This is a genomic window from Nitrospira sp. Vd2 (assembly GCF_979581665.1).
On sequence record NZ_CEFZSK010000042.1, the window covers coordinates 125,749 to 152,589 of the forward strand.

Below are 26,841 nucleotides of genomic sequence, written 5' to 3' on the forward strand. Positions count from 1 at the left end.
CGCTCATCGTCGGTCATGACCGTGCGTGGCCGGCGAGTCGGAACCAGGATATCCATGCTCGCGAAGACAGGCGTTGATCTCCTCATTCACGTCGATGCGTGCTCCCGTGTGGGGATCGGCCTCCGACCGCTTTCGTACCGCCTCTCGCGTACATTCGTAACACGCCTGTTGATACCCCGGTCGTCCGTCCTCGCACGGCACACTCGCACAGGCGGCCGAGAGGAGCGTGGCGATGATCAGCACGCCTACGGTTCCACCCATTCGATCGATCACCGCATCGTTCCTTTGCTCGACGGTGGACGAGGAGAGCGGTCGTTATTCCACGCGGCTTCCCACCAATGGCGCTGCCACCGGCACGGCCGGCGCATTCACCGCTGCGAGATCCTCGTGAGCCGTTTCCGGCTTCCGCAACACCGACATGACGTAGTAGGTGGAGGGGACGAGAAAGAGTGTCAGGGCCGTCGAGAAGAACATGCCCGCGATCACGACGTACCCCAACTGCCCGCGCCCGGCGGCCCCGGCCCCGCTCGTCGTCACGAGCGGCACCGCGCCCAGGATCGTGGCGAGACTGGTCATCAAAATCGGACGCAGCCGCCTCGTCGAGGCCGTCACGACGGCATCGAGAAGATCGCGGCCCTCCGCGCGAAGCTGATTGGCAAAATCCACGATCAGGATGCCGTTCTTGGTGACGAGGCCGATCAACATGATCAGCCCGATCTGACTATACACGTTGATCGTGCCGCCGAAGAACACGAGGGCGGCCAGCGCGCCTGTCACGGCCGGCGGGACGGAAAACAGAATCGTGAAGGGATGAAGAAAGCTTTCGAACTGCGCCGCCAGCACCAAATAAATGACGATGAAGGTGGCGAGGAACAACGCCCAGAGCCCGCGATTGGCTTCCTTGAAGGTTTTCGACTCCCCGGCATAGCTGATGGTCGCGGCAGGCGGAAGAGACCCGCGCGCCGCTCGCTCGAGGTAATCGAGCGCGTCGCCCAAGGAATAACCTGGGCCGAGTCCGGCGCTGAGAATACCGGCCCGCATCTTGTCGTAATGATGCAGCGCGGTCGGGACCGTCGTCGGATTCAGCGTGACCAGGTTGCTCAGTTGCACGAGTTGCTGATCCTGACTGCGCAGGTACAGAGCCGCAATGTCCGAGGACTGGTCGCGGTGTCGGTCCGCGACCTTCACGATCACCGGATATTGGACGCCATCACGAGTGAACCGTGTGACCTGTCGTCCGCCGAGCAATGTTTCGAGTGTGCGGCCCACGAGGCTGGGGGAGATGCCGAGGTCGGCGGCTTTGTCGCGGGAGATACGAATGTCGATTTCGGGCTTGTGGAGGTCCAGATTGGTCGTGACATTCACGAGACGTTCGTTGCGGCGGGCCGAATCCATGACGGTGTTCAGGTAGCGTTCGACCTCTTCGTAGCTTGGTCCACTGACCACGAATTGCACCGGTGACAGGCCGCTGCCGCCACCGACGAGCGCGGGCGGATTGTACGGCGCGGCCGTGACGCCGGGGATTGCAGCCATCTTCGCCGTCAACTCGGCCACGATCGCCTGTTGGCTCCGGGTTCGTTCGCTCCAATCGGTGAGCGTGACCCAACTGCCGCCCGCGTTCACACGGCTGACGGGCCATCCACTCCCCACCCACGTGAGATGCGACTTGATTTCCGGGGCGGAGGCATACAGCGCCTCGACATCGCGGGCGTAGCGATCGGTGTAGGCGAGCGTGCTTCCCTCCGGTCCTACGATCGTGACGCCGAAGGCACCGGTGTCTTCCGGCGGTGCGAGTTCGGCCGGCAGCTTGAAGAACAGCGTCGCGCCAACGGCGAGAAGCACCAGGCTCACGACGGGCGCAAGCATCCGCCATCTGAGGACGGCGATCAGCGATCGCCGGTAGACCCCGGCGAGTGCGCCGAACACCCGCTGGACCATGGGCATGCCGGCCCCGTCCCGACCCTCTCTCTGGCTATCCCTCATGGGGAGCCTTGCGCTCATGGTCGGAGTGAGCGTGAGCGCGACGAACCCGGAGATCAGGACGGACCCGGCGACGGCCAACGCGAGTTCACGAAACAGCCGCGCGGTGGCATCGGTCAGAAACACGATCGGTGCGAAGACCGCGACCAGCGAGATCGTCGTCGCGACGACGGCGAAGCCAATCTCCCGGGTTCCGTCAATCGCCGCGGGCAAGGGGTGCTGACCCTGTTCGATGCGGCGGTAAATGTTTTCGAGGACGACGATGGCGTCGTCGACGACCAGCCCGACCGCCAGGACCAGCCCCAACAGCGTCAGGAGGTTGATGGAAAAGCCGACCAGCCACATGAGGGTAAAGGTTCCGAGCAGCGACGCGGGTATCGCGACCGCCGGAATGATCGTGGCGCGTAGGCGCCCGAGAAACGCGTAGATCACCAGGACGACGAGGGTGATGGAGACGGCAAGCGTGAGATAGACCTCATGAAGCGAGCGTTCGATGGCCGTGGAGCGATCCGAGGAGATTTTGAGCGTCATCCCTTCCGGCAAGCTGCTTTGCATCTCCTTGAACTTCTCCCGCACGGTCCGCGCGACGGCAAGCGCATTGGCCTTCGACTGCTTGACGACGCCCAGGCTCACCGTCGGCCTGCCGTTCGATCGCACGAGCTTGCGATCGTCCTCCGGACCAATTTCGGCGTACCCCACGTCTTCCAGTCTGATCGGGTAGCCATCGCGGTAGCTCACGATCAAGCGGTTGAAGTGCTCATCCGTCTGCAGCTCGCCACGGGTTCGGACACCGTACTCCACGTCCTTGCCCTGGATGCGGCCCGACGGGATCGCCACGTTCTGATTGCGAATCGCCTCTTCGACATCTTGGACCGTCAGCCCCCGCGAGCCCAGTTTGTCGGCATCCAGCCAGACGCGAATCGCGTAGCGTCGCGCGCCCCACGTCCACACCGCGGAGACCCCCGGCAGGCTCCCCAGCTTGTCCTTGAGATGGCGCTCCGCATAATCCGTCATCTCCAGCTCGTTGTGCCGATCGCTGAACAGCGAGAGCCAGATCGTCGGCTCGGCGTCCGTCCGGGCCTTGAAGATCATCGGCTCCTGGATGGTCGGCGGGAGCCATCGGCGAGGGCCGAGGACGCGGTCCCGTACATCGTTGACGGCCGCATCCAGGTCGCGCCCTAGCTCGAACTCGACGGTGATTTGCGACTGCTCCTCGCGGCTCACCGAGGTGAGCGTCCGCAAGCCCTCGAGGCCGGCCAGCGACTCTTCCAACACCCGTGTGACGTCCGTCTCGACGAGGGAGGCGCTGGCGCCCGGATATTCGGTCGTGACCGACACGATGGGAAACTCGATGTCGGGGTACTCGCGGACCGGCAGCCGTCCGAAGGCCACGAGCCCCAGCAGGACCACCATGAGCGTCAGCACGGTGGCCAATACCGGGCGGCGGATGCACAAAACGGACAGCGACATGGCTCCTCAGGCGGTCAATAGGCCAGCAGGTCCTCGGTGCGGTGCATCAAGGGGCGATCAAGAGCCGGCGGCTCGGTGACCGCCGCATCACGCGCCGGAACGGCCGGGACCTCGCCTTCGTCGGTTACGGCGTCGCCGGAACGAGTTTGAGGACTTCGCCATCGTGATCGACCACGTAGAGCTCTCCGTCCCGGTCCTGCCCAAACGAACTGATCTTGCGATCCGTTTCGAGCAGGACCGTATGCGAGACGATCTGCTTCCCGTCATAGCGGAGCGCGAAGATACCGCCGTCTCCGTAATCGCCATACACATACGCGCCGCAAAGGCCCTTCAAGGCGCTTCCACGATAGACAAATCCGCCGATGACCACGCGGTGGGGTGACGTGGGATAGTCGTAGATCGGCATTTCGAATCCTCGCCGCTCGCACGTTTTCGATACGGCTGGCGTACAGATCGTTCCCTCCATCACACGCCAACCATAGTTCGCGCCTTTCTTGACGACGTCAATCTCCTCTCGATCGTATTGACCGACGTCGGCGGCATACAGGAGGCCGGTCACCGAATCGAACGAATAGCGCCAGGGGTTGCGGAATCCATACGCCCAAATCTCCGGCCGGGCGTCCGGTCGGCCGATGAACGGGTTGTCGGGGGGAATGGTATACGGCCGCTCGCCGTCGCGGTGAAGGACATCGATGCGGAGCATCTTCCCGAGCAACGTGCTCAAACTCTGGCCGTTGTCGTGCGGATCGTTGGCGGACCCGCCGTCCCCCGTCCCGATGTACAGCATGCCGTCCGGGCCGAACGCCAAGTCCCCGCCCTTGTGATTGGGATATGGTTGCGAGATTTCCAGAATGATCCGTTCCGTCGATCGATCGGCATGATCCGGCGCGGTCAGGCGCATCTCCGAGATGATCGTCCGGCGGGATTTGAACAGGCCCTCCGTCGTGTAATTGATGTAGATGTAGGGCTCGGAGGGAAATTTGGGATGGAGCGCCATTCCAAGTAATCCCATCTCGTAGCTGACGGTGACCTTGTCGCGGATGTCGAGCAGCGGCGAGTCGAGCAGCCGGCCCTGCTCGACGATGCGAACCGTTCCCGGCTGCTCGACGACGAAGAAGCGATCGCGGCGATCTTGCGCAACGAGCGCGACCGGTTGGTGCAGGCCTTTCACGACGGGGAGCAGGCGAACAGGCGGACTGCTCGGGGCGGCCCACTCCTCGCGGCACGTTTCAGCCTGGAGAAGCGGCACGTGGCTTGCCATCAAGGCGGCCGCCATGGATCCGACAAGTAGCGCGTATCGAAGTCGAGACAGCATGGGGCGTCGCACGGCGAACACCAATCAGTGCACGTCGAGTCAAGAACTGTGTCCCGAAGCTTACCAATCGCGTCGGCAGGATGGCAACCAATCGAGAGGCCGCCTCAGTAGGCGTCCAAAGGAGGTGAGCGCGGCTCGTGGGTCATTTGTGATCGTCTACCGCTGCGCCGGTATAGACCTTGTAGCTGTAGCGCCGCTTGTTCGTGATGGGATTGGAATTGTCAGATGCCGAAAAATACAGCGTATCGCCCCAATGACTGAATCGGCCGGCACCGTATTGCCGAATGTCCGCGTGGGATGAGTGCGCCGGTCCCAGTTCGACGCCGTCTTCGTACAGCCGCAGGGTCGAGCCGGTCGGATTCTTTATGCTGTCGCTCGCGGCATCGAAATTCTGCTGGACGACGTAGCTGTACCCGGATTCATGCGCCATCTCGCTTGGGCTGATCTCGAATTCGGCATAGGACGGTGCGATCTTGGCCTGGATCGCCTGAAAACGGCCCTCGGCGGTTTGAAAATAGGTTTTAAGCGACGGCAGGCCGTTGAACTCCTTGCTGCAACACGCTTCGGCGACCGTGAAGTTTTCCTTCAGCCCTTCGAACGTGATCCGCAGGTCGCGCAACTGCCTGCGTTTGGCGCCGTTCTCGATCAACGCCTCAAGCTGATCCCAGGCGGAGCGCGCTTGGTCTTCGATCACTTGAATCGATGACGCGACAGGGGCGCGAGCACCCTCCTTCGCGTTCGTCGTGAGTCGAACTTGGACCTTGTGTGCTTCCACGGAAATCTTCGTCAGCGCCTCCTGCGCCGTGCGGATATCTTTCAAACAGCATTGCTTGACGGCGTCCTTGTCCTCCCGCTCACGCTGCGCGGTCCGCATTGATTGTGAGACGTAGAGCCAACCCGCTACGACGGCCACGAGTGCCACCGAGGCGGCGATACCCCAGAAAACTTTTGCCATCATCACGTCTCGCGTCACGTACCGCTGTCCCTGGCCGAAGGGCCAGCGATAGAGCTTCACTTCGCTGTCAGGAGGGCGATACTCTCCGTCGCTCATTGCAGCCCTTTTACGAAGCACCGGGAATCAGACTATGTATCAATACACAAAATCTATGTCCGCGTGTAGCGGAATTTGGTGTCACGTTCGGGGTTACGTGCTGCCATGAAGGTCTTTGGCTCACAGAACAGCACGCGGTCGCCAGTAGCGTGTTTTCCCAAATCGCTACTGTCAGGGGGAGGTGCCCCATGCTACACATGAACCCCACTTACAGTCGGCGACGGCCGCTCGGCTTTCCTTCTGTAAGTGACACGGCGAAGCTGTATCTTCATCTTGTCCTTCCCCTGGCCGCGCGATTCTGCCCAGCGCAAGTGAGTGTCATTCACCTGAAACAGGTCTGGTGATGGATTCGACCTCTGTCAAAATTGCACACGTCACGACCATCGATGGGTCGCTCCGCCACCTGCTTCTTAATCAGTTGCGCCGCTTTCAGGCCGCCGGGTTCACGGTCTACGGCCTATCGTCACCCGGTCCTCATGTGCCCGATCTCGAAGCGGCCGGCATTCGCCATATTGCGATCCCGACGTTGACGCGCCAGATGTCACTTGGCGACGACGTGCGCGCGCTCGTTCAGCTCGCGCTCGCGATGCGCCGCGAGCGCTTCACGATCGTACACACCCATACCGTGAAGGGCGGTTTGCTCGGTCAGTATGCGGCCTTGCTCGCGCGGGTGCCGATCCGGGTGCATACGATTCACGGCCTCTATTTCCCCGGCCATATGAACGTGAAGCGGCGCTGGTTCTACGTGCTGATGGAACGCGTGACGATGCGCTTCTCCCACCGGAACTTCTCGCAAAATCCCGAAGACGTTCCGGTTGCCGTCGAGGAGCGCATCTCCCCGATCGACCGCATCGAGTGCATCGGGAACGGCATCGATCTCGCGGTCTTCGATCCCCGGCGCTACTCGCCTGTCCGGCGTCAAGCGATCCGGGCGTCGCTCGGCATCGCCGACGAGCACGTGCTCGTCGGCATGGTGGGACGGTTTCTCGTCGAGAAAGGCTATCTCGAAATGTTCGAAGCCGTGCGGCGCATCAAGCGCGTCGCGCCTTCGGCCCGGTTCGTCTTCATCGGCGTGCTCGAACCGCAGAAGAGCGATCAACTTGCGCCGAGCCTTCTTCGCGAGATGGGCATCGACGACGTGAGTCAGTTCCTCGGATTTCGGGATGACGTCGCCGATCTCTATGCCGCGATGGATGTCTTCGTGCTGCCGTCGCATCGTGAAGGGTTCCCGCGTGTCACGATGGAAGCCAGTGGAATGGGTGTGCCGTGCGTGGCGACCAATATCAGAGGATGCCGTCAAACCGTGGAGGACGGGGTCACCGGCCATCTGGTCCCCGTGCGGGACGCGGAACGCTTGGCTGAAGCCATTCGTGATCTGATTGAGGATCCAGGCAAGCGTCGGCGCTATGGAGAAGCGGCGCGAAAGAAGGCCGAGCGGGAATTCGACGAACGGGCCGTGTTTGACCGAATCGAAAAAGCCTATCACACGCTCTTGGCGGACTATCGCTCGACACGTGGTTGATATGCCGGCTCGTCACGCCCTCACGTTCGACCTGGAGGATTGGCATCAGCACGGCTGGCGGCATGTCTGCGGCGAGTGGCGTCCGCCCTCAGAGGCCGTGCGACGGGACACCTACCGCATCCTCGATCTGCTGGATGAACTCAATGTGCGGGCGACGTTCTTTGTCGTGGGGCTCTTGGCCGAAGGCTGCCCCGAGTTGGTTCGAGATGTTGCGCGTCGTGGCCATGAAATCGGGACCCACTCGCATGCGCACCACCTCGTGCACCGCCTGGACCGCGAGAAGTTTCGGCGGGATGTCGAACGCAGCAAGAAGTATCTGGAGGACCTGACCGGGACGACGGTGCTCGGATTCCGGGCCCCGGAATTTTCAATCCGCGCGCTTGATCACTGGGCCTTCGATGTGTTGACGGAGCTCGGCATCGAGTACGATTCTAGCGTGTTTCCGGCTTCATTCGTCCGCTACGGCCTTCAATCGGCGCCCCGGCATCCCTTTACGATTACCACGGAGCACGGCACGCTGCACGAGTTTCCCCTCGCCACGTGGCGGGTTCGACACTCCCAGCTCGCCGTGGCGGGCGGCAGTTATTTCCGGCTCTTTCCGCGTTGGATGCTTCAGTCCGCCTTGAAGGCGATCGACGCGGAAGGTTTGAACGCGGTTCTGTACTTTCATCCGTACGAATTTCACGATGGCCGGCTGTCCTTGCCGGGGCTGAGCTTCAGGCGCGCCCTTCATCAGGGGTATCTCAAGGCCGTCGTGCTCCATAACTTTAAGACGCCGGCCATCGCGTCCCATGTGCGTGCCTTGGTCGCGCCCTATCGATGGGCGCGCTTGTGTGACCTCTACATGGAAAGAACACGCGTTGTTCTAAGGAGGGGAGTGAATGGAACCTAATGTGGCCAGTCGCGAAATGGTACGCCAGCGCTTCGAGCGAGAGGCGCAAAGTTTTGATGCGATTTACCGAGAAGATGCCTCCAGCCTGTCCTACTGGTTCAATCGTGTTCTGCGGAGGGGAATTTTCGAACGATTCGACGGCGCGTTCCGAGAGGCGGGCGACGTGCGCGGCAAGTCCGTGCTGGACGTCGGGTGCGGATCCGGCATCTATGTCGTGTCGTTTGCACAGCGGGGGGCGAGGCGCATCGTGGGGCTCGACTTTTCCCGGAACATGTTGGATCTCGCCGAACGAGCGGTCGAGCGCCATGGCGTCGGTAGCCGATGCGAATTCCGCCACGTCGATTTTATGGAGGCGGAATTTGATGAGACGTTCGATGTGACCATCGCCATGGGCGTCTTCGACTATTTGCCGGATCCCGCTCCGTTCCTCCGCAAGATGGTGTCCGTCACCAGGGGAAAGGTCATCGCCTCCTTTCCGACTCACTCGATCATTCGTTCGCCTGCCCGCCGGCTGCGGTACCAATTGACCGGAAAGGGCGATGTCTATTTTTACGACGAGCCCCAAATGCATCGATTGGTTCGAGAGGCGGGATTGACGAAGTACTCGTTGCCGCGCGCCGTGGGCTCCGGTGGTGGGTTTCTGCTGGTCGGGGACTGCGGCGCATAGCGGCTTCAATGCGAGCTGGGGTCGACTGGGGCATCAGAGTCGTCGATGAACGGTCAGTCCATGAAGGAGAAGTCGACGATCACGCCGACCTTGGGCGGAGCCCGTGATCTTCGCGTCGCCGCGCGGCGCACGCAGGAGCGGGGTCGCTTCAGGACGGCGCTTCTGAGCGGCCTGTCGGTGGCGGTGGCTCTGGCGGTGACCTTTCTCTTGCTCGAGTTCACCGTTCGTCTCTTACCGGTGTCGACCAGTCTGCAAAAGATGCCGGTCGATGAGCGCAATCCGGTGCTCCGGTTTCCTCCGAATCAATCGTTCATCTATTCGGTCGGATGGAATTTCAGCGTCGTGAATCGAGGGCGGATCAACAATTACGGCTTCGTGAATGCTCAGGACTATGAGCGAGACGGGAATGGGCCGGTCTTGCTGGCGTTCATCGGTGACAGCTATGTCGAGGCGATGGCGGTTCCCTATGCCGAGACGGCACATGGGCGTTTGGCCGCTCGCTACAAGGACCAGGGGAAGGTCTATAGCTTGGGGATCTCGGGTGCGCAGCTCGCCCAATATGTCGCGATGGCGGAGTTTGCGTGGAAGGAATTCCAGCCGCGTCGTATGGTGTTTGTGATCGTGGGGAACGATTTTGATGAAAGCCTGATCAAAATGAGAGGCGGTCTCCATCTCTTTGAAAAAGAGGCGGGTGAGCTGCGTCTCGTCAGGACGGATTACCGGCCCAGCGCCATGGAGGACGTGCTCCGCCATCTCGTTCTGGCTCGGTATCTCTGGGGCAATTGCCAAATCGCCGACTTGTCCCGCGCGATCGGTATTCGGCCCAGTGCAGCTCGTGCGTACGTCGGCAATACGTCCCGCGATGTATCCGAGGCGCGTCTGACGGATTCGAAGCAGGTGGTCGACGCGTTCTTCCGCGAACTCGCTCGCCGCGTGCCGCTCGACCCGACGCGCATCCTGTTCGTCATCGATGGGATGCGGCCCAATTTGTATTCGGAAGAGGGACTGAGAGAGGCTGAGGGCAGTTATTTCGATGTGATGCGGCGGTATTTTGCCGACGTCGCACGACGCGGGGGCTATGAGGTGCTCGATATGCAGCCGACGTTCATCGAAGAGCACCGAGCTGCCGGGACACGATTCGAATTTCCCACTGATGCGCATTGGAATAGCAATGGACATCAGGTCGTCGCGGAATCCATCGCCGCATCTTCATTCGGCGAACGTCTCGTCTCCGAGGTGAGGCGGCAAGCCCACGCATCGAGTCCATGATCGCGTGGCCCCGTTGCGCATGGTCGAACCAAGCCCGGTGGGAGCTTGACGAAAACAGGAGAGTACAGTGGTCAGGCAGGCTGTGCCAATGAATCCGGCAGATGTCCGGAGCTTGGTCATCCATCCTAGCGCGCCTAGCGCGAGAGCCGAAAGTGCATTGCACCGCAATGTGTCGAGGTCATGCAGGCGCGGGATGGGAGCGGAGGCGGGAATATCGGTGGTCGGTCATCGTGATCCTGCCGATGGCCGTTCTGTTGCTCGCACCCTCGAACGGGGACGCCCAACAGCCGATCGCTCCCCCCGCGGCCCCGGCGGCTCCCATCCCGCAGTTCTTCGGCGGTCAGGGGTATTTGTTTCTGTCGCAGTTCGCCAATCCGGCCGTCATCGGAGCCCTGTATCTGACGCCCGACTTGCCGCTCACCGGCTATTACCCGGTCTACCCGACTCCGCTTGCGCCAATCATTGACACGCCCGGCATTGTGACGGGACCGTTGGTCTTGCACCCCTCCATGGGGGTCGCGGAGATGTTCACCGATAACGTCTTTCGCACCAACAGCAATCGACGCGATGACTTCGTGCAAGTGTTATCGCCGGGTATCCAAGCGCAACTGCCCTTCTTGAAGCGTCATCTATTCATGATCGACTACCGGACGAACATTCAATACTACAGTCGAACGCCCTCGAACGACGTCCAGGATCAGACCGCTTCGGGACGGTTCCAGTTCAATCTGCCGTGGGGCCTCCATCTTGATTTTCAAGGCGAGCACAAACTCGGCCATGATCCGAGGGGAACCGCCGTCGATCTGCTTGCCTTTGACGTCAATAAATGGACGACCAACGGCTTTACCGGCCAAGCCTATTACCAGGGCGGGCGTCTCGGTGCAATTCTGACCACCCAAGTGCTGCGGTGGAACTTCTTGAACAACAACCAAGCCATCTTTCGGGACCGTCTCACGAATTATGCCGGGCTGACGCTTCTCGGCGGCGTTTCACCGAAGAGCTCGGTGCTGGTGAGCTTCAGCGCGCTCGAGAACATCTACGAGCAAAACAAGAATCTTGACAGCACGCTCTACACCGTCAGCGGCGGAGGCCGATGGGATGTGACGGGCAAGACCACTGGTGAGTTGCTTGTGGGCTATCAGATGCTTCGATTCAACCAAGCACCCACGCAGCAGCAAGGCGACTTGAGCGCATTCAATCGAGCCCCGGGCACCGATTCGGCCGACGGCGTCTTCTTTTCGGGCACCCTCGCGTGGACACCGACGGCGCAGTTGCGGCTGGCGGTACAACCGTACCGGAGTTTTCAGCAAACCGTCTTCATCAATTCGTTGTTCTTTACTGCGACCGGCGTCAACGTTTCTGCCACCCATGCCGTGACCCAGCGCGTCGATCTGACTGCCAACTTCGGCTACGAGCAGGATCGGTTCTCCACCCCCTCCGGCTCGACGAGCGGCGGCCGCAAGGACACGTTGACGAATGTCGCGGTCGGGGTCCGCTATCGCGCCGTCAAATGGCTCGGCCTTGCTTTTCAGTATGTCTTCGAACAGCGCGACTCCAATGTCGAGCAATTCAACTACAACGCCAACACGGTCGTCCTCTCGGCTCAGCTCTTGATGTAGGGCCGGTTCGTGTCCAGATCCGCCCGTTGTGTTCACTCGGTGCATTAAAGGAACCATCAAATGAGTCAGCACGCCAAAGCCGCTGTGTCGCATCACGAGATCGATCTCAACGTCAGCGATATGTTCGCGATCGTCCACCGCTGGAAGTGGGTCGTCGCGGCCTGCGCGGTCGCCGGAGCATTGATCGCCGGGGTGTGGTCGTATCGACAGACGCCGGTGTACCGCGCAACGGCCTCCGTGGTCGTGGAGCGGGAAGAGGCGGGGAGCTTGGAGCGTGGCGGGAACTACTTCCTAATCCCGGAGTACTATCAGACGCACTTCGAGTTGTTGAAAAGCCAAGGCGTCCTTCAAAAAGCGGCTCAACGCATCGATCTGGCATCCCACGCCGAGTATCGTCGTCGTCCACCCTCTCAGTTCCGCGAAATGCTCGATCGTCTGTTGCCCAGCCTTGGCCCGAGCACCGTCGCGGAAGAGGACCGGGCCCTGGATCAAGCCGACGCCGCGCCGGACGATGCGCCGCGAATCGATCACCGGCTGCTCAAGATGTTCAGCGACCATGTCGAGGTCAAACCGGTCCGAGGGACCCGCGTGGCGTACGTCTCCGTCGACTCCGAAGATCCGGTGTTTGCCGCCAAGGCGGCCAATGCCGTCGCCGCCTCGTATATCGAAAGCTGGATCGCGGGCAGCGTGCGGTCGAAGGAAAAAGCCAGCGAATGGTATGTGATGCAGCTGGAACGGCTCCGCGCCAAGGTGGAAGAAGCGGAAAAGGGCTTGTACGCGTATCGCGTGAAGCACGGCATGGTCGATGCCCGCGACGGGGAACGGGACGTCGCCCACCGGCTCGCGGAACTCAACAATGAGTTGATCCGCGCCGAGATGAAGCTCGCCGAAGCGCAGACGCGGTACGAGCATCTCAGCTCCATCATGAAGTCGGCCGGGGGGATCCCGGGCATCGACTGGAAGGTGTTGGATTCGTCGAGCGAGGTCCTTGCCTCGTCGCTCATCCAGAACCTGCGCGCTCAAGAAATCAAGGCGTCGAGCGAAGTCGCGGAGCTCATGGACAAGTATGGGCCGCTGCATCCAAAGCTGACCCATGCCAAATCGGAGTTGACCGAGCTGCGTGAGCGGATTCGCCAAGAAGTGGAGAAGATCTATTCGTCCTTGAAGCATGAGCACGACCTGGCCATGGCCAAGGTCCGCGTGCTCCGTGATGCGGTGGCCAAGCAAAAGACAGAGAAGGCCAAGGTCGAGCAGCGCGAGATCGAATACGGCATCCTGGATCGGGAAGCAAAGAGCACGCGATTGCTGTATGAGACGTTCCTCAAGCAGATGAAGGATCGTGAGTTGTCGCCGGAGAGCCAGTACACGCCGGTCTATCTCGCCGATCCCGCGGTGCCCACTCCGTTCCCCGTAAAGCCGCGGAAGAAACTCAACATGATCGTCGGCATGATGACCGGGCTGATTTCCGGCGTGGGCGTCGGCCTGTTTTTCGAGCTGCGCAACCGGCGCTTTCGCGGCTCCGACGATCTGCAACGCTATCTGTCCTCCGTTCCCGTGCTCGCCGCGGTGCCGCGGTTGCCGAAGGCCGAGGCCCAAGCGTTCTCCTTTGCCGACTGTAACGGCAGCCGCGGCGCGGCGGAAGCGTTCCGGGCGTTGCGAACAACGCTCCTCTTATCCTCGTTGCGCGATCGCTCTCGTTCACTGTTGGTCACGAGCCCGGGGCCACGGGAAGGCAAGACGACAGTGGCGGCGAATCTGGCGACCACGATGGCGCAACTCGAACACGTGAAAGTGATCCTGATCAACGCCGATCTGCGTCATCCCGAAATGCACCCCGTGTACCAGATCAAAAAGAACGGCCACGGCGAGCCCAAGGGGTTGAGGCATTTCTTGGTGGGCCAGGCCGATCTTCAAGCCGTTATTCATTCCACCGAGATCCCGAATCTCTGGATCGTCCCGCAAGGCGGGATGTCCAGCAACCCGTCCGAACTGGTTCATTCCCGGTCGATGGCCATGCTCTTGGCCCGATGCCACGAGCAGGGGTGGCACATCATTATTGATTGCCCCGAGGTGCTGTCCGTGGCCGAGGGGGTGATCCTCTCGACCATGGTCGAGGGTGTCCTTCTGGTCGTCAGCGCACCGGAGACGAGCCGGGATGCCAGCCGGGCCGCGATCCAGCGTCTCGTGGGAAGCGGCGCGAGATTGCTCGGCATCGTCATCCAAAAAGCGTCGCCTCGTGAATTGACGGTCTGCACCCCTTTGCTGAACGGCTACGAGGCGGCCACCAACGGAGGGCGCGCGACGCAGTCGACGGCGCTCCTCGATACCCGTTCCTAGTCCTGGCCCCTGACCGCGACGCTTCGACTTCAGCTCGCCTGCTAGGAAGGATTCATGTTATCGATCGGACGAATCGGATGGCAGCGATGGCAGCTCTGGACAGAAGGATCGTTAAACCGAAAGATCTTCTCGGCCATCTGCACGGTGGGCGGCTTGACGGTTCTCGTCAAAGCCATCGCTGCCGCCAAGGATGTGTTCATTGCCTATCAGTTTGGGACGGGAGATCAGCTCGAAGCGTTTCTGATTGCGTTTCTCCTCCCGCAGTTCGCTATCAACTTGATCGCCGGATCGTTGAATGCGGCGATCATTCCCACGTATGTCGAGGTCCGCGAACAGCACGGCTGCGAGGCCGCGCAACGACTCTTATCGACGGTCACGATCGGTACCCTCGCATTGCTCGTTGCCGTCGGCCTCTTCATGGCGGGGACGGCGGCCGAGGTGCTTCGCACGTTGGCGATTGGCTTCGCGCCCGGCAAGCTGGCCTTGACCGTGATGCTCTATCACCTCTTGCTACCGTCGCTGCTCTTCAGCGCGCTGTCCACGACATGGGGCGCGGTGCTCAATGCGACCGGCCGCTTCGCGATGGCGGCCGCGGTTCCGGCGACCACGTCGCTCAGCATGGTCGGCTCCCTGCTGCTGTTCGGCCAGCAGTGGAACGTCTATGCCTTGGCAGTGGGGACGGTGAGCGGCATGGTGCTCGAAGCGGCGATTCTCGGATGGGGTCTGCAGCGGGCAGGGATTTCAATCCTTCCCTATTGGTACGGTGTCACGCCGGCCGTGAAGCAGGTGGCCCGACAGTTCATTCCGATGGTGGCCGGCGCCCTCTTGATGGGCAGCACGACATTGATCAGCCAAGCGATGGCGGCCATGCTGCCGGCCGGCAGCGTGGCGGCCCTCAACTATGGGTCGAAACTGACAATGTTGCTGACGGGCGTGGGGACCCTGGCCGTCAGCACGGCGGTTTTGCCTCATTTCTCATGGATGGTGGCGCGCCGCGATGAGCGGGCGATTCGCCACACGTTCGTGACCTACGCCCGGTTGATTTTCTTGGTCACACTCCCGCTCACCCTTGTACTCGTGTATTTCTCCGAACCGGTGATTCGTCTGTTGTTCGAACGCGGAGCCTTTACCGAGGCCGATACACATCTCGTCAGCCGGGTGCAGATGCTGTTCGTCCTTCAAATCCCCTTCTTCAGCGTCGGCATGCTGGCGGTCCGATTGATTTCCGCGCTCAAAGCCAACCATATCCTGATGTGGGGCTCGGCCATCAATTTGGTCGCGAACGTGGTCCTGAACTATGTGCTCATGCAATGGCTAGGCGTCGCGGGGCTGTCCTTGTCCGTCACACTGATGTACGTGATCTCCATGACGTTCCTTCTGGCGATGGCCTGGCGGTTGATGGCGCGGGGACTCGCGGGTGAGGCCCGGCCGGTGGCCGCGGTGAGTACCTGATGCGGGTGGCTCTCGTCATCTCGTCGTTGGCCACCGGTGGGGCCGAACGCGTGATCGCGACCATGGCCAACTACTGGGCCGCTCGCGGGTGGGAGATCACGCTGATCACGCTGGCGAACGTGGAGACCGACTGGTATCCGGTGGCCTCGACGGTCAGGCGGGTGGGATGCGGGCTCATGCGTGACTCGGCCCACGTGGGGGCCGCGATTCATCAAAACGTGCAGCGGTTGTACCGCCTGCGGCGGGAGGTGAAGAAGGCAGCGCCCGATGCCGTCATCAGCTTCGGGGATGCCACCAACGTCCTGACGCTGCTCGCGACCGTTGGCTTCGGCGTCCCGGTCGTCATTTCTGAACGAACCGATCCTCGGCGGCATTACATCGTGTGGGCGTGGCGCCGACTGCGCGGCCTTGTCTATCGACGGGCGAGCGCACTCGTCGTACAGACGGACGTGATGTCGACGTGGGGGCGGCGCCTGGTGTCTCCGTCTCGGGTTCATGTCATTCCCAATCCCGTCGTGAGCACGACGCGAAGTGAACGTGTCCCCGATTCGGTCGACGTGCCGGAGCGGACGATCGTCGGAATGGGACGCCTGGCACGAGAAAAGGGATTTGATCTGCTGGTACGGGCGTTTCATGAGGTCCGGGCACGGGATCATGATTGGGACCTCGTGATCCTCGGCGAGGGGGAGGAACGGACCGGCCTGGAACGACTGGCGAAGGATCTCGGCATCGCGGACCATGTGCGCTTGCCCGGCCGCGTGCAGGATCCATCCCCGTTTCTCCATGCCGCCGCGCTATTCGTCCTTCCCTCTCGCTATGAAGGGTTCCCCAACGCCTTGATCGAAGCCATGGCGGCCGGTCTTCCCGTCATCGCGGCGGAATGCGATTCGGGGCCCAGGGAGATTATTCGCGACGGATGGGACGGTTTGTTGGCGCCGGTCGAAGACAGCCATGCGCTGGCCGCCATGATGCTGCGGCTGATCGAGGATCCCTCGTTGCGGGACCGGCTTGCGACCAATGCGAAGGATATTACGCGGCGGTTTGGCGCGGAGAGGGTGATGAGCATGTGGGAGTCCCTCCTGACGCGCGTGAGGTCCAAGGTGCGCGGCACCAAGCTCGCCGACTGTGCTCCCTCGTAGTCCATGAAGATTGCCTTTCTGATCCGTTCGCTGAACTACGGCGGCGCGGAGCGCCAACTCGTCACGCTCGCGAAGGGATTGCGGGATCGCGGGCATGAGGTCGTCGTGCTGGTGTTTTACGCCGGCGGCCCGCTGGAGGGCGACCTGCACGATCTCGGCATTCGCGTGTGTCCCTTGGAGAAGCGGGGGCGGTGGGAGATCTGGCGCTTCCTCGTGCGCCTCTACCGTCGCCTGCGCGTCGAGCGTCCCGATATCGTTCACGGGTATTTGTCGGAGCCAAATCTGGTGCTCGTCGCCTTGAAGCCGTTTCTCAGGGGCATGAAGGTCATCTGGGGCATCCGGACTTCCTATATGGACTTGCGTCACTATGATTGGTTGAGCACGGTGAGCTTCAAGATCAGCTGCCTCCTGTCGCGGTTCGCCGATCTCATCATTGCCAATTCCCACGCGGGGTCGGCCTACCACGTGTCCAACGGATTCCCCGATCGCAAGATGGTTGTCGTGCCGAACGGCATTGACACGAACCGGTTCCGTCCCGATCGCGACGCGCGACTCCGCGTGCGCGCGGAGTGGCGGATCGACGCGGATGAAACACTGGTCGGCTTGGTCGGCCGCCTCGATCCAATGAAAGACCACGGCACGTTTCTTCGAGCCGCCAGTCTCTTGTCTCGTGAACGGCAGGACGTGAGGTTTGTGTGCGTTGGAGACGGTCCCGAGCACTATCGGCGATCCCTCGTGGCCTTGGCCGAACAGCTCGGTGTCTCCGAACGCGTGCTGTGGGTCCCGGCTCGACAGGACGGCCCTGCGGTCTTCAACGCGCTCGATCTTGCGGTCAGCAGCAGTTACGGCGAGGGCTTTCCAAACGTCATCGCCGAGGCGATGGCCTGCGGCGTTCCCTGTGTCGTCACCGATGTCGGCGACTCGGCGTGGATCGTCGGGGAAACCGGCCACGTCGTCCCGCCGCGTGACCCGTCGGCCTTGAAGGCCGCCATCGCGACGTTGCTGGACGGCCCGCTCCCGAACCCGGCGCTCGTCCGAAATCGTGTGGTGGAGTGCTTGTCGGCGCTTGAGTTGGCGCGCAAGACCGAACGCGCCTTTCTTCAGCTCAAGCAAGGGATGCCGGCCCTATGACGGACCGTGTGCGGACAGCCTACCAGTGTCTCCTCGCCGTCGGCGCGGTTGGGATTTTCTATTCCAATCTGCCAAATTTTCTGTATCTCCGGTTTGGATTTTTTGAAGCACCGAAGGGCTGGATTCTGCTCTATGTCGCCGCGAGTCTGCCTTTCTTCATGCTCCAGGTGCTCCGGTGGCGGCTACAAGACTGCCTCATCTTCGCGTGGTGCGCGTTCTACATCTGGACCGCCGGCGTCTATTTTTTCCATGCCGCCGATCCGGAGGCGGCCTCCCAGGAAGTGCGGTATCACTTCATCACGGTGCTCATGCTCGTATCGCTGTTGCTGACCTTCTCGGCACCTGCCGCGCTGCTCACCGCGCGCAGCGTCGTCGCGGTGGTCGTCATCGTGGGCGCTCTGCTCAACGTCTACGAACTCTTCAACCCTGGCGTGTTTAGTGTCTACCCCGGCCGCTCCGCGGGACTGTACCTCAATCCCAACATCGCGGGCATCGCATTGGTGCTCGGTATGGTCGTCTCGGTGCCGATTGTCCCGCAGTCGTTCCGTCTCGCCTATATGGTGCTGGTCGGCGTCGGGATCGTCACGACGCTCTCTCGAGGCGGAATCATGGCGTGGTGTCTGGCGCTCGCGCTGAACGCGTTCGCCGGCCTCGTCACGGTTCGGCAACTCGCCATCGGCGGTCTCGTCGCCCTCGTGCTCGTCATCAGCGTCCTGATCCCGAACATCGACAACCTCTTCTCGCTCTTCGATCAGGTCGGGAATACGCAAATCGTCGAAGGCCGCATATTCTGGTTCCTCAATCCGTCTCTGGGCGAGACGGCCTACGATGAAGATGCCGGCAGTCGGGCCAATGCCGCCGCGAATGCGTGGGCGCTGTTCGCCGAAAGCCCGTGGTGGGGGCATGGGACGGGTGCGGCGCTGGCCTGGCAAGAGCTCACGAACCTGGGCGCGCACAACTTGTATCTGAAGCTGATGACGGATCACGGCATTCTCGGCGCGATCATCTTCCCGCTGCTATTGGTGGCTGCGGTCTGGGGCGCGCGCGGCCCGGCGAAACGACGAGGCGTGACGTTTGCCGTGCTGGCCGCTCTGTTTGCGTTGTCGAGTCACAATATGATGGAAGAGTTGCCCTTTCTGACGCTGCTTCCGATCGTGGCCACCGAAACACGGTTGAGCCGGACCCAGACGGGCGGGGAGGAGGCGGGAACCAGTGTTCAGCGGGCCGTGCTCGCGCCCGCATGGCAACGCCTTTCGACCTGAATTCCGTGCGCGAGTGTTGAAACCGGACGCTACGATGCGCGTTCTCCATCTGATCAACGATCTCGACGTCGGCGGCGCCGAGATGATGCTCTACAAGCTCCTGTCCCAGACCGATCGCAGCCGATTTCAATCCGAGGTCATCTCGTTGATTCGAATCGGGCCGATGGGTGAGAAGATTCGCCAACTCGGCGTGCCGGTACGATCGTTGGAGATGGACCGGGGACTTCCAAATCCGCATGCGATCGTCCGTCTCGTACGCTGGCTACGCGTGCGGCGTCCCGCCGTGCTGCAGACGTGGATGTACCACGCCGACTTAATCGGGGGAGTGGCCGCAAAACTCGCCGGCCGGATTCCGATCGCCTGGGGCATCCGACAAACCGACTTGAGCGCCGAGGGCTGTAAACGGCGCACACGTCTGACCGTCTCGGCGTGTGCGCGCATCTCGAAATGGCTACCCGATCGCATCGTCTGTTGCTCGGACGCCGTACGCGACGTGCATGTGCAGGTCGGCTATGCGGCCGAGAAGATGGTGGTGATTCCCAACGGGCTCGATGTCACCGCGTTTCGTCCCGATCCTGCCGCTCGACTCTCGGTGCGGCGGGAACTGGGTCTTCCGGCCGAGACGATCCTGATCGGCCTCATGAGCCGGTTTCATCCCCAGAAGGATCATCAGACGTTCGTGCAGGCCGCGGCGCTCCTTCATCGAAGACGGCCCGATGTGCGGTTCGTGTTGTGCGGCGACGGCGTGACGTCGGGGAACCCGTTGTTGGCGCAGTGGCTCAAGGACGGCGGCCTTGACGGCGCGGTCTTTCTGTTGGGTCGCCGCGATGACATGGCGAAAGTCGCGGCGAGCGTCGACATTGCCTGCTGTTCGTCCATCGGTGAAGGGTTTCCGAATGCTGTCGGGGAGGCGATGGCCTGCGAAGTGCCGTGCGTCGTCACGGACGTCGGGGAATCGGCTGCGATCGTGAGCGACACCGGACGAGTGGTGCCGAAGAAAGATCCCGTTGCACTGGCGCAGGCGCTGGAGGATCTCGTGGCTCTGGATGCGGACGTCCGGCGGGAGATGGGCCGGCGCGCGCGTCGGCGAATCGAGCAACACTACGACTTGCCTGGCATCGTTCGCCGATACGAATCGCTGTACGACGCACTGGCATCGCACGACCGAGCGTTGTCTGCCGCGTGATGCTGGACGGATGACCATGGCACAGTATCGGCTGCTGCACATCATCACCGGGCTGCATACCGGCGGTGCCGAGATGATGCTCTACAAGCTGCTGAGCGGGCTGGACCCGGCGACCTTTGACGCGCATGTCATCTCTCTCATCGAGCCTGGGGCCATGGCGGGAAAGATCGAGCAGCTCGGGATTCCGGTTCGATCGCTCGGCATGCGACGCGGGCAAGCCAGCCTTCGGGCGTTCCTGCGCTGTACTCAGTGGATACGGCGGCTACAGCCCGATATGATCCAGACGTGGATGCATCATGCCGATCTGTTGGGTGGCCTTGCCGCGAAACTGGCCGGCACGATCCCGGTTGTCTGGAATCTTCAAGCGAGTGATCAAGACCGCGAAGGGTTCAAGCGCTCGACGATCTGGACGGTCAAGACCTGTGCGGCCCTGTCGGCGTGGCTGCCGCGTCGGATCATCTGCTGCTCGCACGCCTCATATGAGGTTCATCAGCGCGCCGGCTATGATGCCGCCCGCATGACCGTGATCCCAAACGGATGTGATACGATTCGGTTTCAACCGGACCGCGAGGCGTATCTCGACGTGAGAGCGGAATTGAATCTGCCGGCGGAGACGGTGGTGATCGGCCTGGCGGCGCGTTTTCATCCACAAAAGGATCACCGGACCTTCATCCGTGCGGCGGCGCGCCTCGCCCCGGATTATCCGAATCTGCATTTCGTGCTGTGCGGCGCTGGCATCACGACCGCGAACGCGCAGCTGCAGGCGTGGATCGAGGAGACCGGGCTTCGCGGTCGGTGTCACCTGCTCGGCCGGCGGAGCGACATGCCGAGGATTACCGCGGCGTTCGATCTCGCCTCACTCACGTCCTGGTGTGCCGAGGGGTTTCCAAACGTCATCGGCGAAGCAATGGCGTGCGGCGTGCCATGTGTCGTGACCGATGTTGGAGATGCAGGCCGAATCGTCGGTCGCACGGGACGTGTTGTGCCTGCCCGCGATCCAGAGGCGCTGGCCGCGGCGTGGCGGAGTGTGCTACGGATGGATGCGGACGCGCGACGGGCATTGGGGGACGCGGCGCGGCGGAAGGTCCTCGCGGAGTATAAGCTTCCCGACATCATTGCTCGGTATGAAGCCGTGTATCGCGACGTGCTCGATGAACGCCGTACACGGCCGAGGTCCTCGGTCGCAGTGGGCTGGCGCCAGCCTCATGATCGCGCCGTGTCATTGATGGGTGAGAAGAGGAGGACGAGGTGAGCAGCGTTCTTGTGACAGGGGCGGCCGGATTCATCGGGTATCACGTGGCTCAGGCTCTGCTCGACGAAGGACGCGACGTCGTCGGTCTGGACAACCTCAACGACTATTACGATGTACGGCTCAAAGAAGCGAGGCTGGCCCGACTCACCGGCGCCCCTGGCTTTCGCTTCGTGAAAGCGGACGTGGCCGATCGCGCGGCCATCGCCGACCTCTTTGGCGACCGTAGGATTCGATCAGTCATCCATCTCGCCGCCCAGGCCGGCGTCCGGTATTCGCTCACGAATCCCCACGCCTACGTCGACAGCAATCTCGTCGGCTTTCTCAACATTCTGGAAGGATGCCGGAGCGCCGAGATCGAGCACCTCGTCTATGCCTCATCGAGTTCCGTGTATGGTGGGAACACGCGGATGCCGTTTTCCGTCCATGATCGAGTCGATCACCCCGTGTCGCTCTATGCGGCAACGAAAAAAGCGAACGAATTGATGGCGCACGCGTATGCGCACCTGTATCGGATTCCGTGCACGGGGCTGCGCTTCTTTACCGTCTACGGTCCCTGGGGCCGGCCCGACATGGCGCTCTTTCTCTTTACACGGGCCATCCTCGCGGGCGAACCCATTTCGGTCTTCAACCACGGGGAGATGCAGCGCGACTTCACCTACATCGACGATATCGTCGAGGGCATCGTGCGCGTGTGGCGGACCCCCGCCGTGCCCGATCCACGCTGGTCTGGAGACTTACCCGATCCGGCGACCAGCCAGGCGCCGTATCGCGTCTACAACATCGGCAACCATCGCCCTGTTCGGCTCCTCCATGTCATCGAGCTGCTGGAGCAGGCCTTGGGACGGAAAGCGACGAAACAATTTCTCCCGATGCAGCCGGGCGACGTGCCGGCCACCTATGCCGACGTGGACGACCTCATCCACGCCGTCGGCTTCAAACCCGATACGCCGATCGAAGTCGGCGTCGAGCGATTCGTCGAGTGGTACCGCAGCTTCTATCGCTGCTGACCGGTTCGCTCCGATCGTCCATCACGACTCCGTTCTCCATCACCTCAGCCGATGTATTGATACTGCTATGTGCGGCATTGCCGGACTCCTCGATACGCGACACCACCTCGATGAGCCGGAATTGACGGCTACCGTGCTCGAGATGGCGAATGCGCTCTACCATCGCGGGCCCGATGACGGCGGCGCGTGGGTCGATGCCCGAGCGGGCATCGCGCTGGGGCACCGGCGGCTGGCAATCGTCGATCTCTCGCCTTTGGGCCATCAACCGATGTCGTCGGCCTGCGGTCGCTACGTCGTGAGCTTTAATGGCGAGATCTACAATTTCCAGGCGCTGCGCCGTGAATTCGAGGGCTATCCATTCCGCGGACACTCGGATACGGAGGTGTTGCTCGCGGCCGTGTGCCGCTATGGCGTCCACGAGGCCGTACGCCGATTCAACGGGATGTTTGCGTTTGCCCTGTGGGATCGCGAGGAGCGGCGCTTACATCTCGTGCGTGATCGAGCCGGGGAAAAGCCGCTGTACTACGGCTGGGCCGGCTCTCTGTTCGTGTTTGGGTCCGAGTTGAAGGCCATCCGCCGTTGTCCCGGCTTTTCGCCTACGCTGAACCGCGATGCAATCGCCCTCTACCTGCGCCATAACTACATCCCGGCCCCGTACTGCATTTATGGCGAATTGAAGAAAGCCCAACCGGGAACCATCGTCACGGTCAGCGAGACGGCCGGGCGGTGGACGACCCATACCAGCCCGTATTGGTCGATGAAGCAGTGCGCCGAGGCCGGCCTAGCTGATCCCTTCCGCGGATCGTCCGTGGAGGCCGTGGATGCGCTCGATGAGCTGCTTCGCGATGCCGTGCAGTTGCGGATGGTCGCCGATGTGCCGCTTGGCGCCTTTCTCTCGGGCGGCATTGATTCCTCCACCGTTGTCGCCTTGATGCAACGCCAGTCGCGTACACCGGTGCGCACCTTCACGATCGGCTTCCATGAGGCGGGGTACAACGAGGCCGTCCATGCCAAAGCGGTGGCCGAACATCTCGGAACGGACCACGTCGAGTTGTATGTGCGGCCGGAAGAAGCGCTGGCGGTCATCCCACGCCTGCCGGCGCTCTACGACGAGCCGTTCGCCGATTCCTCGCAAATCCCCACTTATCTGCTCGCGGCGCTCACGCGTCGGCACGTCACCGTCAGCTTGTCGGGCGATGCGGGGGATGAATTGTTCGGCGGCTATGATCGGTACACGCAGGGCTTGAAGCTGTGGGGGGTGATTGGACGCTGTCCATCGTGGCTGAGGCGATCGGCCGCCGCCGCCCTCACTGCCCTTGCTCCCGAAGGCTGGGACCGGGTGGCGGGGCTTGTCCCGAGCGGGCTCGTGCCCATTCTCTCGAAAAATCCAGGCTACCGCGTGCACAAACTCGGTGATCTGTTGGCCACCGCGCACGCCGAGGATCTCTACCGCGGCTTGGTTTCGCACTGGAGAGAGCCGTCCCGGATCGTCCATCGGGCGGCGGAGCCGCCGACGGCGCTGACGGATTCGACGCGCTGGCTCCGCACGCCCGGACTTGCCGAGCGGATGATGCACATGGATCTGGAGAGTTACTTACCCGACGACATTTTAGTGAAAGTCGATCGGGCGACAATGGGAGTCAGCCTCGAGGCACGGATTCCCTTGCTCGATCATCGCGTGATCGAATTTGCGTGGCGCTTGCCCGTCGCATGGAAGATGCGACAAGGCGTCGGCAAGTGGATTCTCAAGCAGGTGTTGTATCGGTATGTGCCGCAACCGCTGCTGGAGCGGCCGAAGATGGGATTCGGCGTGCCGCTGGAGACATGGCTGAGGCAGCCGTTGCGGGAGTGGGCCGAGGCCTTGTTGGACGAGCGGCGTCTTCGTGAAGAAGGAATCTTCGATCCGGCCCCGGTTCGACAGACCTGGACCGAGCACGTGTCAGGCGCGAGAAACTGGCAGTACCACTTGTGGGACATTTTGATGTTTCAGGCCTGGCTCGCAGAAGCGAAATAGCATCCTCCGGTTTCATCACGACTCCTCCCCATCCATTCCGCATTGCGCCATTACAAGGACCTCTATGTGCGGCATTTACGGTGAGCTGAGCTTCGGCGCCGACGTTGTCTGCGGCCGATATGCAGAAGCGGCGACAGCAGCCCTTCAGCATCGCGGGCCGGACGACGGCGCCGTGTGGCGAGGAAGGGGCGTCGTCCTCGGCATGCGCCGGTTGAGCATCATCGATGTCGCCCACGGCATGCAGCCGATCTGGAACGAGACGCACACGTGCGCGGTCATCTGTAACGGCGAAATCTACAACTTCCACGACCTGCGAGCCCAACTCGAAGGCCTGGGCCATCGGTTCGCCACGCACAGCGATACGGAAGTGATCGTCCATGCGTACGAACAGTGGGGCATTGATTGCCTGACCAAGTTCAACGGCATGTTCGCCTTCGCGCTGTGGGATGAAGAACGAGCCCGGCTCCTCATGGCCCGGGATCGGCTCGGCGAGAAGCCGCTCTACTATTACCTCGATCAAGACCGGCTGATCTTCGCCTCGGAAATCAAAGCCATCCTCGTTGATCCGTCGGTCCCGCGCGCCATCGACCCGCGCGGGCTTGCAAACTTTCTCGCCTTCGGCCATGCGGTGGCGCCGAACACGATCTATCGGCACATCTCCAAGTTGATGCCCGGTCATTACCTGCTCGGCGGACGACATGGGGTCGACGTCCGGCAATATTGGGATGTCGGCGAAGAGCCGTATTTGCCGAGCGAGACCGCGCCCGATGAAGACCGGTACGTGGAGGAATTGCTCGCCCTGCTCGACGACTCGGTGCGGCGGCGGATGATCTCGGACGTGCCCCTCGGCGCCTTTTTGAGCGGCGGCCTCGACTCCAGTTCCGTCGTCGCCTTGATGCGGCGGCACACCGAGGCACCGGTGAAGACGTTCTCGTTGGGCTTCACGATGGACCGCGCGTACAACGAATTGGCGGACGCGCGGGTGGTGGCGAAACACCTGGGAACCGACCACCATGAGCTGGAAGTGCAGGACGTCGATCTCGTGAAAACGTTTCGCACCCTCGTGTACCACTACGACGAACCGTTTGGCGACGCCGCGAATTTCCCCGTCTACCTGCTGAGCCGGTTCGCGCGTCAGTATGTGACCGTCGTGCTGACCGGCGACGGCGGCGATGAGCTGTTCGCCGGCTATCGCCGGTATGCCGTCGACCGGTTCGCGACGGTCGCGCAGCGGCTGCCGGCCTTCATCCTCAGCGGGTTGATTCCCTCGGCCCTTCGCGCGGTGCCGCGGATGCGACGTCTGAAACGCACCGCGCGCACGCTGCCGATCCGTGATCCGGGACGGCGTTACGCCTCCTGGCTGCTCCTGTTCAGCCCGGAGATGCAGGCGGAGTTGCTGCAGAGCCATGATGACGCCGATGGCGACTGTGATCCCGTCGCTCCGTACCCCTATTACTATCATCGATTGAACCATGCAACGGCTTCCGATCATGTCAATCGGTTACTCTACATCGATCTGAAAACGTGGTTGCCGGATACCTACCTGGAAAAGGTGGACAAGGCGACGATGGCGTGCGGCCTCGAAGCGCGGCTTCCGTTCCTCGATCACCGCGTCGTGGAACTCGCGTTTCAAATTCCCAGTCGCTTCAAGCTGCGCGGCATGTCGGGCAAGCGGATTCTCAAGAAGGCCGTGGCGCCGCTCATTCCATCCACCGTGCTCTCGAAGCGGAAACACGGATTTTCCGTGCCGACCGATCCGTGGTTTCGAGGCGCGCTCCGATCGTTTGCGTTTGAGATTTTGCTGGATGACCGGGCTCGGCGACGCGGGTACTTCAATGCCCCGATGATCGAACGGCTCTGGCGGGAGCACGCGCAGGGGCGAGAAGTCTGGGACGGACATCTCTGGCTGTTGCTGAATTTCGAAATGTGGCATCGGCTGTATCTGGACCGAGAGGCGGTCTGACGAGTAGCAGGATGGTGAAAAGGGCCGCCAGCTTCCATTGGGCGCTCACCATCTCGCCGGCGCGCACAAACGTGGCGTCACTTATCCGCGACGCCGTGCGACTCGCAGCGGCCTTGGCCGGGAAGGAGCGCGTCCTGGCGCGCGTGGGGTCGGGCGGGTGGAATGGGACAGCCTTTTTGAACATCCTGCAGACATTTTTCTGCTCATTTGCACCGTGAAGCACTGTTGCTTCTGGGTCACGCTATCGTTGTTCAGCAGCCTGCTAGTGTCCTGTCTCTGAAGTGCGCTGACAAAATCGAGCCACGCTGGCCAG

Annotated in this window: 20 protein-coding genes; 16 read left to right on the forward strand and 4 right to left on the reverse strand. The window is 62.0% G+C overall.

From position 1 onward, the window contains the following. Nucleotides 1-3 precede the first annotated feature (3 nt). The 4 genes from AC1U7K_RS19220 to AC1U7K_RS19235 all read right to left on the reverse strand — a co-directional run bounded on the left by AC1U7K_RS19220 (nucleotide 4) and on the right by AC1U7K_RS19235 (nucleotide 5,816). Entirely contained in the window at nucleotides 4-273 is a 270-nt protein-coding gene (locus AC1U7K_RS19220) for a hypothetical protein (protein WP_480253454.1), read from the reverse strand. A gap of 42 nt (nucleotides 274-315) precedes the next feature. Then, a complete protein-coding gene (locus tag AC1U7K_RS19225) occupies nucleotides 316-3,450 on the reverse strand; it encodes an efflux RND transporter permease subunit (RefSeq protein ID WP_480253455.1) in 3,135 nt (1,044 codons plus the stop codon). Nucleotides 3,451-3,574: 124 nt separating this feature from the next. After that, nucleotides 3,575-4,711, reverse strand: a complete 1,137-nt coding sequence (locus tag AC1U7K_RS19230; RefSeq protein ID WP_480253456.1) for a PQQ-dependent sugar dehydrogenase — start codon at nucleotides 4,709-4,711, stop codon at nucleotides 3,575-3,577. 196 nt (nucleotides 4,712-4,907) lie between these two features. After that, nucleotides 4,908-5,816, reverse strand: a complete 909-nt coding sequence (locus AC1U7K_RS19235; protein ID WP_480253457.1) for a hypothetical protein — start codon at nucleotides 5,814-5,816, stop codon at nucleotides 4,908-4,910. Between the two features lie 343 nt (nucleotides 5,817-6,159). On the opposite strand from AC1U7K_RS19235, the gene AC1U7K_RS19240 reads away from it, so the two are divergent. From AC1U7K_RS19240 to AC1U7K_RS19315, 16 genes are all read left to right on the forward strand, one after another. Continuing rightward, nucleotides 6,160-7,338, forward strand: coding sequence for a glycosyltransferase family 4 protein (locus tag AC1U7K_RS19240; protein WP_480253458.1), 1,179 nt, complete (start codon nucleotides 6,160-6,162; stop codon nucleotides 7,336-7,338). A 1-nt stretch (nucleotide 7,339) separates the two neighbouring features. Continuing rightward, complete coding sequence (locus AC1U7K_RS19245; protein ID WP_480253459.1) at nucleotides 7,340-8,230, forward strand: DUF3473 domain-containing protein; 891 nt, start codon at nucleotides 7,340-7,342, stop codon at nucleotides 8,228-8,230. After that, nucleotides 8,220-8,897 carry a class I SAM-dependent methyltransferase gene (locus AC1U7K_RS19250; protein ID WP_480253460.1) on the forward strand — a complete coding sequence of 226 codons (678 nt, stop codon included), beginning with the start codon at nucleotides 8,220-8,222 and terminating at the stop codon, nucleotides 8,895-8,897. Before AC1U7K_RS19245 ends, AC1U7K_RS19250 begins: the two co-directional genes overlap by 11 nt. A gap of 45 nt (nucleotides 8,898-8,942) precedes the next feature. Then, the gene (locus AC1U7K_RS19255; protein WP_480253461.1) at nucleotides 8,943-10,166 is read left to right on the forward strand and encodes an alginate O-acetyltransferase AlgX-related protein; all 1,224 of its coding nucleotides are present in this window, start codon (nucleotides 8,943-8,945) and stop codon (nucleotides 10,164-10,166) included. Nucleotides 10,167-10,333: 167 nt separating this feature from the next. Then, on the forward strand, nucleotides 10,334-11,785 hold the full coding sequence (locus AC1U7K_RS19260) for an outer membrane beta-barrel protein (protein WP_480253462.1): 1,452 nt from the start codon (nucleotides 10,334-10,336) through the stop codon (nucleotides 11,783-11,785). Between the two features lie 60 nt (nucleotides 11,786-11,845). Beyond that, entirely contained in the window at nucleotides 11,846-14,122 is a 2,277-nt protein-coding gene (locus AC1U7K_RS19265) for a GumC family protein (RefSeq protein WP_480253463.1), read from the forward strand. A gap of 54 nt (nucleotides 14,123-14,176) precedes the next feature. Further along, a complete protein-coding gene (gene murJ / locus AC1U7K_RS19270) occupies nucleotides 14,177-15,574 on the forward strand; it encodes a murein biosynthesis integral membrane protein MurJ (protein ID WP_480253464.1) in 1,398 nt (465 codons plus the stop codon). Then, on the forward strand, nucleotides 15,574-16,713 hold the full coding sequence (locus AC1U7K_RS19275; RefSeq protein ID WP_480253465.1) for a glycosyltransferase family 4 protein: 1,140 nt from the start codon (nucleotides 15,574-15,576) through the stop codon (nucleotides 16,711-16,713). Before murJ ends, AC1U7K_RS19275 begins: the two co-directional genes overlap by 1 nt. Nucleotides 16,714-16,716: 3 nt before the next feature. Beyond that, complete coding sequence (locus AC1U7K_RS19280; RefSeq protein ID WP_480253466.1) at nucleotides 16,717-17,844, forward strand: glycosyltransferase; 1,128 nt, start codon at nucleotides 16,717-16,719, stop codon at nucleotides 17,842-17,844. Beyond that, nucleotides 17,841-19,106, forward strand: a complete 1,266-nt coding sequence (locus AC1U7K_RS19285) for an O-antigen ligase family protein (RefSeq protein ID WP_480253467.1) — start codon at nucleotides 17,841-17,843, stop codon at nucleotides 19,104-19,106. Before AC1U7K_RS19280 ends, AC1U7K_RS19285 begins: the two co-directional genes overlap by 4 nt. A gap of 34 nt (nucleotides 19,107-19,140) precedes the next feature. Further along, nucleotides 19,141-20,292, forward strand: coding sequence for a glycosyltransferase family 4 protein (locus AC1U7K_RS19290; protein WP_480253468.1), 1,152 nt, complete (start codon nucleotides 19,141-19,143; stop codon nucleotides 20,290-20,292). Between the two features lie 16 nt (nucleotides 20,293-20,308). Next, nucleotides 20,309-21,544 carry a glycosyltransferase family 4 protein gene (locus AC1U7K_RS19295; RefSeq protein WP_480253469.1) on the forward strand — a complete coding sequence of 412 codons (1,236 nt, stop codon included), beginning with the start codon at nucleotides 20,309-20,311 and terminating at the stop codon, nucleotides 21,542-21,544. Further along, nucleotides 21,541-22,551, forward strand: coding sequence for an NAD-dependent epimerase (locus tag AC1U7K_RS19300; protein WP_480253470.1), 1,011 nt, complete (start codon nucleotides 21,541-21,543; stop codon nucleotides 22,549-22,551). The genes AC1U7K_RS19295 and AC1U7K_RS19300 overlap by 4 nt, the downstream gene beginning before the upstream one ends. A 67-nt stretch (nucleotides 22,552-22,618) precedes the next feature. Further along, nucleotides 22,619-24,565 carry an asparagine synthase (glutamine-hydrolyzing) gene (gene asnB / locus AC1U7K_RS19305; protein ID WP_480253471.1) on the forward strand — a complete coding sequence of 649 codons (1,947 nt, stop codon included), beginning with the start codon at nucleotides 22,619-22,621 and terminating at the stop codon, nucleotides 24,563-24,565. Nucleotides 24,566-24,629: 64 nt separating this feature from the next. Beyond that, nucleotides 24,630-26,528, forward strand: coding sequence for an asparagine synthase (glutamine-hydrolyzing) (gene asnB, locus AC1U7K_RS19310; RefSeq protein ID WP_480253472.1), 1,899 nt, complete (start codon nucleotides 24,630-24,632; stop codon nucleotides 26,526-26,528). Between the two features lie 11 nt (nucleotides 26,529-26,539). Then, nucleotides 26,540-26,746: a hypothetical protein gene (locus AC1U7K_RS19315; RefSeq protein ID WP_480253473.1), complete on the forward strand. Its 207-nt coding sequence runs from the start codon at nucleotides 26,540-26,542 to the stop codon at nucleotides 26,744-26,746. The last annotated feature ends 95 nt before the right edge of the window (nucleotides 26,747-26,841 follow it).